Genomic DNA, 15,000 nt, shown 5'->3' with positions numbered 1-15,000 from the left:
TGCTCAGGCTAGCCCGGATACAACGACGGCGCCCTGGGGCGCCGTCGTGGTGTTGCGTCGGACGTTGTACCGACCCACGGTCGGTACCTGCCGCGTTGCGGGGTCGGCGTTGCCGACCCGCGCGATTACTGCGCGTCGGGGTGCTTGGCCGAATAGCCCACCAGCACCGGCTTCACGCCCTGCATCACCAGCGCATAGCTGACCTTGTCGAAGGTGCGGAACACCATCGCGTGGGCAGCGTACTCATCCGGCAGCGAGACGCGGCCGGCACCCGTGGTGAGCGAGTCGTCCATCCGCGAGGAGTTCGGATACTCCATGCGGTGGGCGACATGCCGACCCTGGCGCCACAGCGAGACCACGGTCCCGTTGTCGATGCCGTTGGCGCTGCCGGCCGAGATCGCGATCACATCGCGCGGGCCGCCGGCCAGGTACATGTCCGTCACCGCCAGCACGCGCATGTACAGGCCTTCGGTCTGGGCGGCGGGTGCGTGCGGGAAGAACTGCAGGTCATACGGGTTGGCCTCGACCGGCACCAGGCGGTCGCCGGCGCGCACTTCGCGCCCGTCGACCTGGCCCTGCAGCGCCAGCGTGGTCACTTCCGACTTGCCGTCCGGCAGCTTCACCACGGTGCCCACGTTCAGCTGGGACAGTTCGTAGCCCAGCATCTCGTTGCGCTTGCTCGGCGCGGCCACGAAGTTCTTCCACAGGTTGCCGCTGCCCGGCGTGACATCACCGCTGGCGGTCAGGTCCTCGGTGGGCTTGGGCAGCGAGTAGCGCACGGTGGTGCGGACCACCGCCCAGCGCTGGCCGACTTCCGCACCGTCCAGGCCCCGCACATAGGCGGTCTGCCCGGTGGTGGCGCGCAGGCGGTTGTCTTCCAGGGCAACCACGTAGGGCAGCGACTTGATGTCGTCCACCACGCTGAGCTGCTTCAGGAAGGGCTCGACCTGGTCCAGCGGGATCGCGTTGATCGGGGCGTCCTGGCGCGGGCCGGGCTGGGCCACGACGCGGTCCAGGTAGGCCAGGCTCAGCACGTCACCCGGGTAGATCAGGTGCGGATTCTTGACCTGCGGGTTGGCCTGCCAGATTTCTGGCCACAACCACGGCTTTTTAAGGAAGCGCGCGGAAATATCCCACAAGGTGTCGCCCTTCTGGACGACATAGGTTTCCGGGTGCCCGCCATTCACTTCAACGGCGGTAGCATAGGTAGCGACGGTCAGCATCGCGACGGCGACGACCGTACGAGTTCTTTCAAACATAGGTGTGGTGCCTGATTCCCCAACAGGTTCGAGCACTATAGTCCAGAAACCGGGGCGCAAGGCAAGCGTTGGCGATAGAATTGCGACCTACGCCGCTTTACTGGCGCTCCCCAACGGTATTTGCCATGGCTATCCTGCCCATTCTCGAGTTCCCGGACCCGCGCCTGCGCACCAAGGCCGCGTTGATCGACGCCGCCGAAGTGACCACGCCGGCGTTCCAGGAACTGATCGACAACATGTTCCACACCATGTACGACGCCCCCGGCATCGGCCTGGCCGCGTCGCAGGTGGATGTCCACAAGCGCTTCATGGTCATCGACGTCAGTGAGGAGAAGGACACCCCGCGGGTGTTCATCAACCCGGAGATCGTCGCCAACGATGGCGGCCAGGTCTACCAGGAAGGCTGCCTGTCGGTGCCGGGCATCTTTGCCGACGTCACCCGCGCCAACAGCATCACCGTGCGCTTCCTGGATCGCCAGGGCGTGGCCCAGGAGCTGACCACCGACGGCGTGCTGGCGGTATGCATCCAGCATGAGATGGACCACCTGGACGGCAAGCTGTTCATCGACTACCTCTCGCCGCTCAAGCGCGAGATGGTCCGCAAGAAACTGGCCAAGCAGCGCAAGCACGTTGCCTGACCTGGCCGCGGGCGCGGTGGTGCGGCCTGGCCGCACGCCGCGACCGCCTGCTCGGCGCCGACCCCCGGCGCCGTTTTTCTTTCTGCAAGTGGGAGCGCCATGAAGATTGTCTTTGCCGGTACGCCGGAGTTCGCCGTCTCGTCGCTGCGCGCTGCCGCGCGCCACCATGAGGTGGTGGCCGTGTACACCCAGCCGGACCGTCCGGCCGGCCGTGGCCGCGGGCTCGCGCCCTCGCCGGTGAAGCTGGAAGCCATCGCGCGCGGCATCCCGGTGTTCCAGCCCGAATCGCTGAAGACCCCTGACGCCCAGCAGCAGCTGCGCGACCTGCAGCCGGACCTGATGGTGGTGGTGGCCTACGGGCTCATCCTGCCCAAGGCGGTGCTGGCCATCCCGACCCACGGCTGCTGGAACGTGCACGCCTCGCTGCTGCCGCGCTGGCGCGGTGCCGCGCCGATCCAGCGCGCGATCCAGGCCGGCGATACCGATACCGGCGTATGCCTGATGCAGATGGAGGCCGGGCTGGACACCGGGCCGGTGCTGCTGCGCCAGCACACCCCGATCCAGGCCGGCGAACTGGGCGGATCGCTGCACGACCGCCTGGCCGAACTGGGGGCGCAGGTCCTGTCCGACGGCCTGGGCCTGCTGCGCGCCGGCCTCAAGCCGATCGCCCAGCCACAGCCGGAGCAGGGCGTGACCTACGCCCACAAGCTGGACAAGGCCGAGGCGCGGCTGGACTGGAGCCATGACGCCCAGGCGCTGGAGCGCACCGTGCGCGCCTTCAACCCGTGGCCGATCGCCGAGGCCCAGCTGGCCGGGGAGCGCGTGCGCATCCATGGCGCCGTGGCGCTGGCCGACAACCAGGGCAAGGCCCCGGGCACGCTGCTGGCCGCCGGCCGCGAGGGCATCGACATCGCCTGCGGGCAGGGCGCGCTGCGCCTGCGCGTGCTGCAGCGCGAAGGCGGCAAGGCAATCACCGCCGCCGACTACCTCAATGCCCGCCGCGACCTGACCGTGGGCGCCTGAGATGGCCCATCCGCGCCAGGAAAAACAGGCCCCGACCCGCGCCCCGCTGGCCCCGGGCGTTCCGACCCGGGTACTCGCCGCACGCGTGCTGGCCCAGGTGATCGGCCGCGGCCGCTCGCTGAAGGCCGAACTGGCCACCGCCCTGCCGACCCTGGACGACAGCCGGGACCGCGCGCTGCTGGAGGCCCTGTGCTTTGCCGTGCTGCGCCGCCGGACCGCCTACGACGCCGCACTGGCCAAGTGGATGGAGCGCCCGCTGAGCGTGCGCGAGGATGAACTGCGCGCGCTGCTGCTGGTGGGGTTTGCGCAGCTCGACGTGCTGGAGCTGCCGGCGCATGCCGCGCTCTCGGCCACGGTCGATGCCGCGCGCGCGCTGGGTCGCGAACGCCAGGCCGGCATGGTCAACGCGCTGCTGCGCCGTTGCCAGCGCGAAGGCATTCCGCCGCTGCCGGCACGCGAGGCGTTCCCGCAGTGGCTGGCCGAGATGATCGAGCAGGACTGGCCGGAGCAGGCCGAGAGCGTGTTCGCCGCCAGCCTGCAGGCCGCGCCGCTGTGGCTGCGGGTCAACCGCCACCAGGCCAGCCGCGAAGCGATGCTGGCGCAGCTGGAGGCGGCCGGTATTGCCGCCGAGGCCTCCGAACTGTGCGCCGATGCGATCCGCCTGCCGGTACCGGTGGCGGTGTCGTCACTGCCCGGTTTCGCCGAGGGCGCGCTGTCGGTGCAGGATCTGTCCGCCCAGCAGGTGGCCGATGCGCTGGCCGTGCCCAAGGGCGCGCGCGTGCTCGACGCCTGCGCGGCACCGGGTGGCAAGGCGGCCCATCTGCTCGAACGTGACCCCAGCCTGCAGCTGCTGGCGCTGGATATCGATCCGCGCCGACTCAAGCGGATCAGCGAGACCTTCGCGCGTACCGGCGTGGGCGAACACGCGCAGGTCCGCGCGGCCGATGCGACCGATCCGGCCAGCTGGTGGGATGGGCAGCCGTTCGATGTGATCCTGCTCGATGCCCCCTGTTCGGCCACCGGCATCATCCGCCGCCAGCCGGACGTGCTGCTGCATCGCCGGGCGACCGACATCGAGGCCCTGGTGGCCGTACAGGCACGCCTGCTCGACGCCTGCTTCAGCATGCTCGCACCCGGCGGCACCCTGCTGTACGCGACATGCTCGATCCTGCGCGAGGAAAACCAGTTCCAGATCGAAGCCTTCCTGCAACGCACGCGGGGCGCGGGGTTCCTGCCATTGGGTGACGCCTTCGGCCACGATTCGTGGGCCGGCCGCCAACGCCTGCCCGGCGAGAACGATGCTGACGGCTTCTTCTATGCGCGTCTGCTAAAGAAGGGGTAGTCCCAGACCGTTAGAATCGCGCCCATGCTGAAGACACGCGCGTCCCGAGAATTCTGGTTGCTTGCCCTGATGGCCCTGCTGGTACTCGGGGCCGGCCTGGGCATGCGCGATCCGTGGCCCTCCGACGAGCCGCGCTTCGCGCTGGTGGCCAAGCAGATGGTGTTGAGCGGGGACTGGCTGTTCCCGCACCGCGGTACCGAGCTGTATTCGGACAAGCCGCCGATGCTGATGTGGATCCAGGCCACGCTGTACACCGTGCTGGGCGACTGGCGGGTGGCGTTCCTGCTGCCCTCGCTGCTGGCCGCGCTGGGTACCCTGGCCTGCGTGTACGACCTGGGCCGTCGCCTGTGGACCCGCCAGGTGGGCCTGTACGCGGCCTGGGCGCTGCTGTTCGCCGTGCACTTCACCTTCCAGTCGAAGAAGGCGCAGATCGACCCGCTGGTGGTGTTCTTCATCACCCTGGCCAACTACGGCCTGCTGCGGCACCTGCTGTGCGGGTCGGCGTGGCGCTGGTGGTGGCTGGGCTGGTTCGCTGCCGGGCTGGGCGTCATCACCAAGGGGGTGGGCTTCATCGCGCTGCTGATGCTGGTGCCGGCGGTCATCGCCGCCGCGCTGGGCTGGCCGCGGGTGCGCCTGCACCTGCGCGACTGGCGGTTCTGGATGGGACCGCTGGCGTTCGTGCTGGCGGTGGCGCTGTGGCTGGTGCCGATGGTGATCACGGCCACCAGCAGTGGGATGGCCGAATACCGCGCCTACATGAACGACATCCTGTTCCGGCAGACGGCCAAGCGCTACGCGCAGTCGTGGGACCACCACCAGCCCTGGTGGTATTTCCTGGCCACCATGCCGTCGATGTGGATTCCAGCGTTCCTGCTGGTGCCCTGGGCCATTCCGGCCTGGTGGCGGCGACTGCGGCGGCGCGACCCGCGCTATCTGCTGCTGCTGGGCTGGTGGCTGCTGATCGTGCTGTTCTTCTCCATCCCGCACGGCAAGCGCGACGTGTACATCCTGCCGGCGCTGCCCATGTTCTGCCTGGCGCTGGCGCCGTTGCTGCCGGGCCTGTTGCGCCGACGCGACGTGCAATGGGTGCTGGGTGGCTTCGCCGCGCTGCTGACCGTGGCGCTGCTGGGCGTGGGGGTGGCGATGCTGGGGGGTGAACCCAGCTTCGAACAAAAGCTGATCCTGCAGCGCGGCATCGACACGTCGGTGACCACCGCGCTGGGCTGGGTGGGCATCGCACTGGGCAGCTGGGGCGTGGTGAGCCTGGCGTTCAGCGGCCCGCGCCGGTTCCACCTGGCGGTGGTGTCGATCCTGGCCCTGGCGTGGGTGACCTATGGCCTGGTGGGCTACCCGCTTTTCAATGACTCCAGTTCCGCCCGCGGCCTGATGTACCAGGTCGGCCAGCGGATCGGCCCGGACGCCGAGCTGGGCCTGGTGGGCTGGAAGGAGCAGAACCTGCTGATGTCCGACCGCCCGGTGCGCACCTTCGGCTTCAAGCGCCGCTGGTACCGGCAGCTGCAGGACGGTCGGGAGTGGCAGGCGCAGGCACCGCAGCAGCGCTGGCTGCTGGTGCAGGAGGCGGCCCTGCTCACGTGCGTGGACCGCGACCACGCCGAGCGCGTCGGCGTGGCGAACCGGCGCGGCTGGTGGCTGGTGCCGGCGCAGGCCTTCGTCGGACAGTGCCGCCCCAGCGCGCTTGAGCTGGCCCGCATCCGCCGGGAGCAGGGCAAGGAAGACGACGAGGAATAGACGCAGGCTCATGGATCATTACGGACCGATCGGCGACAATGCCGCCCGCTCGCTGATGGCGGGCCGGATCCATCGACGCAGCGACGTTGGTGCGCGCGCCGTGGCGACCTGTCATCGTTGCTGGACGGTGTATTTCCTTTCATCCCGCTGTCCGCCCGAGTCGCATTGAACGTGAACAACGCGCTTTCCCGTCCTGCCGGCGCCAACCCTGTACTGGCGTGGGCGTTCACCGTCGTCCTCGGCCTGTCGCCGGTGTTGCTGATGTCGACGATGGACGGTGGCAGCGCGGGCTACTACGGACTGGTGCTGCTGAGCTTCATCGTGCTGGCCTGGGTGCGCCGCCCGGTGGTGGGCACCGCGTGGTGCGACAACCGCCGCGAGTACCGGTGGCTGGGGCTGGGTGTGGCGGTGATGCTGGTGGGCGTGCTCACCAGCCTGGCCGTACATGGCATCTGGAAGGGCTCGGAAGTGGAGAAGGCGGTGCGCTTTCTCACCGTGCTGCTGATCCTGGCCGCGGCGTTGCGCATTCCGCGCCGGATACTGTCCCATGCGGTGTTCGGGCTGCTGCTGGGCATCTGGTATGCGGTGATCAACGTGGCCTGGCTGGTGTTCAGCACCGGCGCACGACCGGCGACGCGCCAGTTCAATGCCGTCACCTACGGCGACCTGACCCTGCTGTTTTCGGTGCTGGCGTTCCTGCTGCTGGGCGTGCGCATCACCCGTTTCCACCGCACCGAGTTTGCCCTCAAGCTGATCACCGGCATGGCGGGCGTGGGGGCGTTCCTGGCCACCCAGACCCGTGGCGGGCTGCTGGCCATCCCGTTCTTCCTGTTCATTGCATTGCTGGTCCAGGGCCGCCGCATGAACCGCTTCAAGGCCCTGGCTGCCGTGCTGCTGCTCGGTGTGGCGGGTGCGATCGTGGCCAGCGACGGTTCGATGCGTGAGCGCATCCACCTGGGCGTGAGCGAATTCGACCAATGCCAGGTCGCCCACCTGTCCGACACCTCGGTGTGCATCCGGCTGCAGCTGTGGAGCGCGGCCGGGCACATGATCCGCAGCGAGCCGGTGTTCGGCGTGGGCGGCGGCGACCGCTTCCGTGAGGAACTGGCCCGGCTGGCCGAGGCCAAGCAGGTCACCCCGACCGTGGCCCGCGACTTCGGCGAGACCCACAACGACCTGCTGTACTTCCTGGCCACCTATGGCGTGCTGGGCGGGCTGGGCCTGGTACTGCTCTACATCGCACCGGGCTGGCTGTTCGCCCGCCGCCTGCGGCTGGGCATGACCGATCGCACCACGCGCCTGTTCGCCGGCGCGGGGCTGATGATCTGCGTGGGCTTCATGGTGTTCGGCATCACCGAGATGATGTTCCGCGACATGCGCACCGCCTCGTTCTACGCCACCTGGATCGCCCTGTTCCTGGCCCTGTCCGACCCCCTGCGGCTGCGCACCGAACGCAATGTGTAGAGCGGACTGTTAGTCCGCTAACCGTCCGCCTGGCTCCCCACGCAACACCGCCTCATAACACGCTTCGGTCAACCGACTGAACGTCTCCAACCCAAACGCCTCAACCGCATGCGCCCGCGCGGCCAGGCCAACCCCAGGCAACGCAGCGCGCTGTTCGTAAAGCGCCGCCACCTGTGCGGCAATGGCAGCCACGTTGCGCACCGGCACGATCCAGCCGTTGCGGCCCTGCGCGATGTTCTCCGGCAGGCCGGCGTAGTCACTGACCATCACCGCCTTGCCCATGGCCATCATCTCGCGGCAGGCGAAGGAGATGGTTTCCACGTCGTAGGACAGCACGAAGCCGGCATCGCCGCTGGCCACGAACGGGCGGATGTCCTCCAGCAACCCGGCGAAATGCACCTGGTCCGTCAGCCCCAGCTGGGCCACTTCGGCCACCAGGCGTGGGTCCGGCTCGCGACCGGCCACGGCCATGTGCACCTTGCCGCGCAGCGGGTCAGGCAGCGTGGCGATGGCGCGCGCCAGGTCGATCCAGCCCTTGTGGCCGTCGGTGCCCGCGTTGCTCACCAGCACCAGTGCATCGGGATCGAGCGTCCAGCGCGCACGCAGCGCCGCGCCGTCGGCGGCATCGACCGGCGCAAACCGCTGCAGGTCCACGCCGTTGCGGATCACATCGATCGGGCAGTGCCGGTAGGGGCTGTCCAGCAGCATCTGGCGGGTGTGCTCGGAGACCGCGATGACGCGGTCGGTACCCCAGCGCGCGCGCAGGGTGTTGCCCAGCGTGTTGCTGGATTTGCTGTTGTGCTTGGTGAACACCAGCTTGGGCCGGCGGGCCAGGCCGGCCACCGCTTCCATGGCCACGCGGTGGTCGCGGGCGCCATTGGCGTGCACGATGTCGATGCCATGGCGCTGGATCAGGCCACGCAGCGTGCGCAGGTCCGACCACTGGCGACCCAGTGTGGCCAGGCCGCTGCTGAAGGCGATCTCGACCGGCTCGGCGATGCCTTCCTGGCGTATCACGCGCAGCACGCGGCTGTCGGCGGGGGCGGCCATGAACAGCTGGTGGCGCGGCGACAGCGCACGGGCCAGCGAGGCCAGGTAGGTGGTATGCCCACCGCCGTCGCCGGCGTGGAAGTTGGTGTAAAGAATCTTCATGGGGGCCTTCGGTAAAACGCCGACGAAGTCTGCCACACCCATGTTCAGGCGGTGTCGCCAGGGCGCAACGGGTCGCTCACCGGCTGCCCGTGCTGCAGCATCCACAACATGATGGTCTTCTGCCGCACGTAGTTGGCGCGCACGTAGGCATACACCAGCCCATGCCAGCCATCGCGGAAACCGCCGCGCAGCAGCAGCCCACGCCAGAACCGCCACGCCGGTGCCAGTACCAGCTTGGCCAGGGTGGCGCGCTTGCCGCGCGCGAACTCGTGCTCGGCCATCATCCGCGCATAGCGCTGGGTCTTGGCCAGCTGCTGTTCCAGCGACCGGTAGGGGTAATGGACCAGATCGCCCCGCAGCGTGCCGACCTGGCCGTCAACGCTGGCCGCCTCGTGGATCTCGCGCGTGCCGCGCCAGCCGCCGTGGCGGCGGTCGAACAGGCGCAGCACCCGGTCCGGGTAGGCGTTGCCATGGCGAAGGAACTTGCCGAAGTATTCGGAGAGGCGGGCGAAGCGGTAGCCGTGATGGCCGGCGAAGCCGCTCGCCTGGGCGGCCAGGATCGCCTCGCGCAGCGCCGGTCCAACGCGCTCGTCCGCGTCCAGGCACAGCACCCAGTCGTGCGTGGCCTGTGCCACGCAGAACGCCTTCTGGCTGCGGAAGCCATCGAACGGCCGCTGCAGCACCCGGGCGCCTGCGGCGGTCGCGATGGCCACCGTCGCGTCTGTCGAATACGAGTCCACGACGATCACCTCGTCGCAGAAGGCCAGCGAGGCCAGGCAATCGCCGATGCGGTCGGCTTCATTGAACGCGATAATGCAGGCCGAGATGCGAGGCCGTTCAACGGGAGCGGTCGTGGAGGACATGATGGCCGAGTACCTGCTGTTTGCGACGGAGCGCTATGCGCTGCCTATTCTCGCCCCGTTGGCCCAGGCGTTGCACGCGTCCGGTCAATCGGTCTCGGCCTGGTTCGCCGATGGGGCGGCCGGTGGCAGCCTGCCGGGGGTGCCCAACGTGGGCCTGAAGGAGGCCTTGGCGCTGCAGCCGCGCGCGGTGTTCAGCGCCGCCAACTGGGTGCCGCCGTTCATCGCCGGGGCCAAGGTCCAGGTCTTCCATGGTTTCAACGTGCAGAAGCGCGACAGCGCGCGCGGCCATTTCCGCGTGCGCGGGCTGTTCGACCTGTATTGCACGCAGGGGCCGGCGACCACCACCCCGTTCCGCGAGCTGGCCGCGCGCGAAGGGCACTTCGCCGTGGCCGAGACCGGCTGGCCCAAGCTGGACCCGCTGTTCCGCGACGACGGTGGTGCCAGCGCGGCCTTGCGGGCACCCGCGCAGGGGCGCCCGGTGATCCTGTTCGGCTCCACCTTCACCGAACGTTTGAGCGCGGCTCCGCACCTGTACGAACACATCGCCGCCGACATCGCCCGCGGCGAGCGCTACTGGCTGCTCACCCTGCACCCCAAGTGCGCGCCGGAGCTGTTCGAGCGATACCGCGCGCTGGCCGGTGCGAATGCCGCCTTCATCGAACCGGAGCAGGTGATGGCCGCGCAGCGAGCCGCCGACGTGCTGGTTTCGGATACGTCCTCGATCGTGTCCGAGTTCGTGGTGCAGCACAAACCGGTGGTGACCTTCCGCAACCGCGTACCGCAGCCGCACATGATCGACTTCGACGATGCGGCCCAATTGCCGGCGATGCTGGCGCGCGCGCTGGACCCGGAACCGGCCTTGATGGCGGAGATCCGCCGCTATGCCGACGATATCCATCCGTGGCGCGATGGGCGTTCCAGCGAGCGCGTCATCGCCGCCACCGAGGATTTCCTCGCGGGGGAACTGGGCACGCTGAAGCGCAAGCCGTTCGGCGCGTGGACGCGCGGTCTGCAGATCCGCAAGGAGCTGGGCTATTGGGGCCCCGCGAAGCGATAGCGACCAAGGGCGGGACCAAGCGACCAAGGATCGTAGTGACACGCCATGCGTGTCAACGCCATGATCCTGCGCACGTAACCCGCCATGCGTGCCTGCGCGGGATCACCGATCCGGGCGACGCTTCACGAATGCATCGTTGAGCTGTTCAAACACCGCGCGCGCCTCGGCCTCCGGCAGATACCGCAGGCACAGCGCGATGCTGCCACCGGCCCCCGCCGTATCCAGCCACACGCTGCTGGTACCCAGCCAGCGGTCCAGCGGCGAGCGGCTCAACCGCAGCGACTGCAGCTTGTCCAGTTCGGCAAAGCGCCACCAGCGCTGCCACCAGCCGCCGCGCACCGCCACGTAGCGTGCGTCGAGGTGGTAGCCCATGCGCGCCATCTGCCGGTGGGCGCGGAACGCCGACCATGGCAACCACGCCAGCAGCAGCGCGCCCCAGGGCCCGACTTCCCAGACGGCACCGGCCGCCAACAGCGGCACGATCAGCAGCGCGGGCAGGCACAGCCGCCACCAGCCGCGCTGTGGCACGGCGCGCCAGTGCGCAGGCGGCCACTGCAGCTTGGGCAGCAGGTGCTGCACCAGGGCATCGCAGGCCTCGGGTGTGGCCAGCGGCGCCAGTTCGCGCAGGTCCCGGCGCTCGCCATCGGCGGCCACGCCGGCGGCAATGTCGATGCGCAGGTGGCGGCGTTTGAACCAGCGCTGCAGCGCGGTTTCGCGCAGCGTCCAGGCCTGGATGCGGCGGCGCGCCACGCTGGTGCGCATGCGCGTGAACAGACCGCTGGCAACGGTGAGGCGGCGCTCGTGTTCGGTAAGGCGGAAGCCGTGGTAGCGCAGCAGTGCCAGCACCACCGACAGGACCCGCAGCATCCCCCAGAACCCCAGCATCATCACCAGCGCGACCACTACCCACACCCAGGTGGCCGGGTGCAGATGGCTGGCGTAGCCCATCGCCTGGCGACCGCCGTACTCAATGGCGTTGTCGACCACCCCGCGCGGGAACAGCTGGTATGAGGCACCAAACAGCGCCAGCACCACCACCCAGCCGCGGTTGGAGAGCAACCCGATGCGTATCACGTCGGTGGTGCGCAGCTGCAGCAGCACCTCGTCGGCGGGTGCCGCCGGGGCCGGTGCATCGACAGTCTCCACGGGCAGTGCCTGCTGCCCGCGCTGGCGCACCAGCTGCTCCAGTGCCAGTGCCTGGTCGAGCCGGAGCACGCGCATTTCCGCTTCGGGGCGGTGGCCGCCGGCCGACTCCAGGCGCAGCTCGGCGACCCCGAACAGGCGGTGCAGTGGGTTCTGGTGCACCACCACGTTGTGGATGCGCGCGAAGGGAATCTCGCGTCGGTTACGCGATATCACCCCGCTGCGCACACTGATCGCATCGCGGCCGATGCGGTAGTGGAAGGTCAGGTATTGCAGGATCGAGGCCGCCACCAGCACCGCGATCACGATCAGCGCGGTCAGGTAGGACCACATCTCGTCACGGTCGCCACGGCCGCCAAATACCAGCAGCGCCACCAGCGGCAGCAGGAACTGGCGCAGCTGCATCAGCATCACGAACAACCACGACCACGGATGCAGCCGTTGGTCGGGCGCGGCGTCGAGCGGCGGCGGGGTACTCACAGCGCGTCGTCGTCCTGGTCCAGCTGGTGGCCCAGGGTATCGCGCAGGCGTTCGGCGTCGGCCTGGTCCAGCCCGCTCAGCGACACCGCGCTGAAGCGGCTGCCGGCGGTGTGCACCACCAGCGTGGCCAGCTTCGCGGTGCGCTCGATCGGCCCGCGGCGCAGGTCCAGGTGCTGTACCCGCGACAGCGGCACCCGTGTTTCCAGCTGCCACATCAGGTCGCGACGTACGCCCAGGCCCTGCGCATCCAGCCGCCACCAGGTACGGCGCTGGCGGCGGTAGCCGAAGAACGCGCCGACCACTGCGCCCAGCGGCAGCATCGCCACCGCGCCGACCCAGCGCATCGGCAGCTCGAACACCACCCACAACGTGCCCAGTGCGCCGCCGATCAGCAGTGCACCGGTGATGCCGCCAGCCACGCCGGCCAGCGTGGCCGCACGTTGTGGCAACGGCTGCCACGCGGTGTGCGCCGGCAGCGGTGGTAGCGGTGGCGGGGTGGGCAGCGGCGGAACGAAGGCAGGGTCGGACAAGGCAAGGCGCTCGGCAGGAGGAAACATGCCGGGCGTCGTGGTCAGCGCTGCAGCGCCCGTCGCGCAGACGGTAGCAGGTTGCCGCGCGCTATTGCGCGGCCTGGATCAGCGCGTCCACGTCCAGCAGATGGCCGGCACGCTCGGCCTTGGTGCGCAGGTAATGCTCGTTCTCTGCGGTGATGTCGCCGGTGACCGGCACGCAGTCCACCACCTCGATGCCGGCATGGCGCAGGCGCTGGGCCTTGGTGGGGTTGTTGCTCAGCAGCTGCACACGCTGCACGCCCAGACCCTGCAGCATCGCCACGGCACTGCCGTAACGGCGTTCGTCGGCGCCGAAGCCCAGCTGCGCGTCCGCGTCGATGGTGTCCAGCCCGTCGTGCTGGTAACCATAGGCGCGCATCTTCGCCGCGATGCCGGTGCCGCGCCCTTCCTGGTCCAGGTACAGCAGCACGCCGCCGCCCAGTTCCTTGAGTTTGCGCAGGCCGCGCCGCAGCTGGTCGCCGCAGTCGCACTTGAGCGAGCCGAACAGGTCGCCGGTCAGGCACGAGGAATGCACGCGCACCGGTACCACGCCCGACAGGTCCGGGTTGCCGACGATGATCGCCACCTGGTCGCGCTGTGCCACGCCGCCGCGGAACACCGCGAATTCGGTCATGCCGACCTCGCGCAACGGCACTGGCGAGCGCGCCACCAGTTCATAGGCATGCGCGGCCTGCTCGGCGCCCTGCGCCAGGTCGCACAGCGATACCTGCGCGCAGCTGTCGAAGCGGGTATCGCCCGGCGCCAGCAGCACCCCGACCATGGCCGGCAGCAGCAGGCCCAGGCGGGCGATCTCCACCGCGCCGTCGTCCAGCGCCTGGCCGGCGGTCCACCCGGCGGGCATCGGTTCGGGTTCGCGCAGGTAGCTCAGCGAGGGCAGGGCATCGAAGTCGATCCCGGCCAGCGGCACGCGCGCGCCATGCTCGGCGGCCACGCCCAGCACCCGCGCCCGGGTGGCGGTCAGGAACAGGTAATGCTGCCCGGCCGCGACCTCGGCAAAGGCGCTGTAGCTGCTGCGGGTACTGCTGTCCAGGGCGATGAACGCCAGGCGCTGGCCACGGCCGTCATCGATCAGCACCGGGCGGCCGGCGCGCAGTTCGGCCACCGCGCGCTCGCAGCGGATCGCGGCCGGATCGCCGAACGGAGAAGAAGCAACTGGGGACATGGCAGGGGCCGTGGGGGACATCGTGGGTTCCACAGTGGGGTCGGATGGCGCCGATTCAATTGCGGCCGGGGCGACACAGCGTCGCGCTCGGTGCGGCGGCTCTCAGTGGGGATGTTCCTCGGTGGCGTAGGGGTCCACTTCATCGCTGTGCGGCGGGCGCAGCGTGTAACGCTTGTAGGTCCACTGGTACTGCGCCGGATCGCGGCGGGCGATCGCCTCGATCCCGGCATTGAGCGTGGCTGCCGCGGTGCGCGGGTCCGGATCGGCCACGCCCGGTGCGGCCGGCGTGATGTGCAGGGCGAACTGCATGCCTGGGCCGGTCCGTTCGCACCAGCCATACAGCACGGTAGCACCGGTGCGCTCGGCCAGCCGGTTGACCAGGGTCATGGTCAGCGCCTCCACCCCGAAAAACGGGGCGAACACGCCGTCGCCGGCCTTGGGCTGCTGGTCCGGCAGGATCCCGGTGGCCCCGCCGTCCTTGAGCACCTTGAACAACTGGCGCACTGCCGGGCCCTCGGCCCGGACCTGCTGGACATTGCTGCCGCCCCGGACCAGTTGCAGGAACGCATCGCCCACGGCTTCGTCGGGTGCCTTGTAGACGATCGCGATCGGCCCGCGCGAGGCCAGCCACTGGTTGAGCAGTTCCCAGTTGCCGTAGTGGGGCGCGGCCACGATCACGCCCTTGCCGCTGGCCAGGGCGGCGTCGTACAGCGCCTCGCCGTGGCGCTCAGTGAGCAGGGCCAGGTTGCGGTCGCGCGGCTGGGTCCACAGGCGCAGGGTTTCCACGGCCTGCAGCGCGGTCGAACGCAGCACCTCCCGGTGCAGGGTGGCGCGTTCGGCAGCCGACAGCGCCGGGTAGGCCAGCTCCAGATTGCGCCGGGTGACCCGGCTTTCGCGGGCATCCAGGCGGATCCACAGCCAGGCCAGCGCGTGGGCGAAGCCGCGCAGCCAGGACCAGGGCAGGCGGGTGAACAGGGCAGCGGCGCGGTACGCCAGGCGGGCGGTGGTTTGCGGTTTCATCGGGGCAAAGTCTAGCCGGTGCGCGTGGCGGGCGGTTTGCCGCGACCGGCAGGCAAGGGTTTCCCAGCCCCGCGCG

The 15,000-nt window shown here is 69.5% G+C and carries 13 protein-coding genes; 6 read left to right on the top strand and 7 right to left on the bottom strand.

All coding sequences use genetic code 11. From position 1 onward, the window contains the following. Window positions 1-125 precede the first annotated feature (125 nt). Entirely contained in the window at window positions 126-1,259 is a 1,134-nt protein-coding gene (locus tag AC3ITN_RS17225) for a LysM peptidoglycan-binding domain-containing protein (protein ID WP_489391293.1), read from the bottom strand. Between the two features lie 125 nt (window positions 1,260-1,384). Between AC3ITN_RS17225 and def the strand changes: the two genes are divergently transcribed. The 5 genes from def to AC3ITN_RS17200 all read left to right on the top strand — a co-directional run bounded on the left by def (window position 1,385) and on the right by AC3ITN_RS17200 (window position 7,475). Further along, window positions 1,385-1,897, top strand: coding sequence for a peptide deformylase (gene def, locus AC3ITN_RS17220; RefSeq protein ID WP_489391292.1), 513 nt, complete (start codon window positions 1,385-1,387; stop codon window positions 1,895-1,897). Window positions 1,898-1,996: 99 nt separating this feature from the next. Further along, the gene (gene fmt / locus AC3ITN_RS17215) at window positions 1,997-2,920 is read left to right on the top strand and encodes a methionyl-tRNA formyltransferase (protein WP_313344518.1); all 924 of its coding nucleotides are present in this window, start codon (window positions 1,997-1,999) and stop codon (window positions 2,918-2,920) included. A 1-nt stretch (window position 2,921) separates the two neighbouring features. Next, complete coding sequence (rsmB, locus tag AC3ITN_RS17210) at window positions 2,922-4,262, top strand: 16S rRNA (cytosine(967)-C(5))-methyltransferase RsmB (RefSeq protein ID WP_489391291.1); 1,341 nt, start codon at window positions 2,922-2,924, stop codon at window positions 4,260-4,262. Between the two features lie 24 nt (window positions 4,263-4,286). Next, window positions 4,287-6,011: an ArnT family glycosyltransferase gene (locus AC3ITN_RS17205; RefSeq protein WP_489391290.1), complete on the top strand. Its 1,725-nt coding sequence runs from the start codon at window positions 4,287-4,289 to the stop codon at window positions 6,009-6,011. 171 nt (window positions 6,012-6,182) lie between these two features. After that, on the top strand, window positions 6,183-7,475 hold the full coding sequence (locus AC3ITN_RS17200; RefSeq protein WP_489392961.1) for an O-antigen ligase family protein: 1,293 nt from the start codon (window positions 6,183-6,185) through the stop codon (window positions 7,473-7,475). 9 nt (window positions 7,476-7,484) lie between these two features. Here the strand turns inward: AC3ITN_RS17200 and AC3ITN_RS17195 are convergent, their stop codons facing one another. Together AC3ITN_RS17195 and AC3ITN_RS17190 are read right to left on the bottom strand one after the other, a co-directional pair. After that, window positions 7,485-8,627, bottom strand: coding sequence for a glycosyltransferase (locus AC3ITN_RS17195; protein ID WP_489391289.1), 1,143 nt, complete (start codon window positions 8,625-8,627; stop codon window positions 7,485-7,487). 44 nt (window positions 8,628-8,671) lie between these two features. Then, window positions 8,672-9,490 (bottom strand): glycosyltransferase family 2 protein, encoded by an 819-nt coding sequence (locus AC3ITN_RS17190; RefSeq protein ID WP_489391288.1) that lies wholly within the window; start codon window positions 9,488-9,490, stop codon window positions 8,672-8,674. Between AC3ITN_RS17190 and AC3ITN_RS17185 the strand changes: the two genes are divergently transcribed. Beyond that, window positions 9,489-10,547: a CDP-glycerol glycerophosphotransferase family protein gene (locus tag AC3ITN_RS17185; protein ID WP_489392960.1), complete on the top strand. Its 1,059-nt coding sequence runs from the start codon at window positions 9,489-9,491 to the stop codon at window positions 10,545-10,547. The two genes, AC3ITN_RS17190 and AC3ITN_RS17185, sit on opposite strands and share 2 nt — an antisense overlap. Window positions 10,548-10,649: 102 nt before the next feature. Here the strand turns inward: AC3ITN_RS17185 and AC3ITN_RS17180 are convergent, their stop codons facing one another. The 4 genes from AC3ITN_RS17180 to AC3ITN_RS17165 form a co-directional block, all read right to left on the bottom strand. Next, window positions 10,650-12,170, bottom strand: a complete 1,521-nt coding sequence (locus AC3ITN_RS17180) for a PH domain-containing protein (RefSeq protein WP_489391287.1) — start codon at window positions 12,168-12,170, stop codon at window positions 10,650-10,652. After that, window positions 12,167-12,727 carry a PH domain-containing protein gene (locus tag AC3ITN_RS17175; RefSeq protein ID WP_313348003.1) on the bottom strand — a complete coding sequence of 187 codons (561 nt, stop codon included), beginning with the start codon at window positions 12,725-12,727 and terminating at the stop codon, window positions 12,167-12,169. Before AC3ITN_RS17175 ends, AC3ITN_RS17180 begins: the two co-directional genes overlap by 4 nt. A 61-nt stretch (window positions 12,728-12,788) precedes the next feature. Continuing rightward, window positions 12,789-13,925, bottom strand: a complete 1,137-nt coding sequence (gene ribA, locus AC3ITN_RS17170) for a GTP cyclohydrolase II RibA (RefSeq protein WP_489391286.1) — start codon at window positions 13,923-13,925, stop codon at window positions 12,789-12,791. Window positions 13,926-14,006: 81 nt separating this feature from the next. Then, window positions 14,007-14,924 carry a lauroyl acyltransferase gene (locus AC3ITN_RS17165; RefSeq protein ID WP_313348005.1) on the bottom strand — a complete coding sequence of 306 codons (918 nt, stop codon included), beginning with the start codon at window positions 14,922-14,924 and terminating at the stop codon, window positions 14,007-14,009. Window positions 14,925-15,000: the final 76 nt, after the last annotated feature.

The organism is Stenotrophomonas sp. KH_036_B (assembly GCF_057839485.1).
Note: the sequence above shows the minus strand (reverse complement) of the source record. Positions and strands in the feature narration are given on the sequence as shown.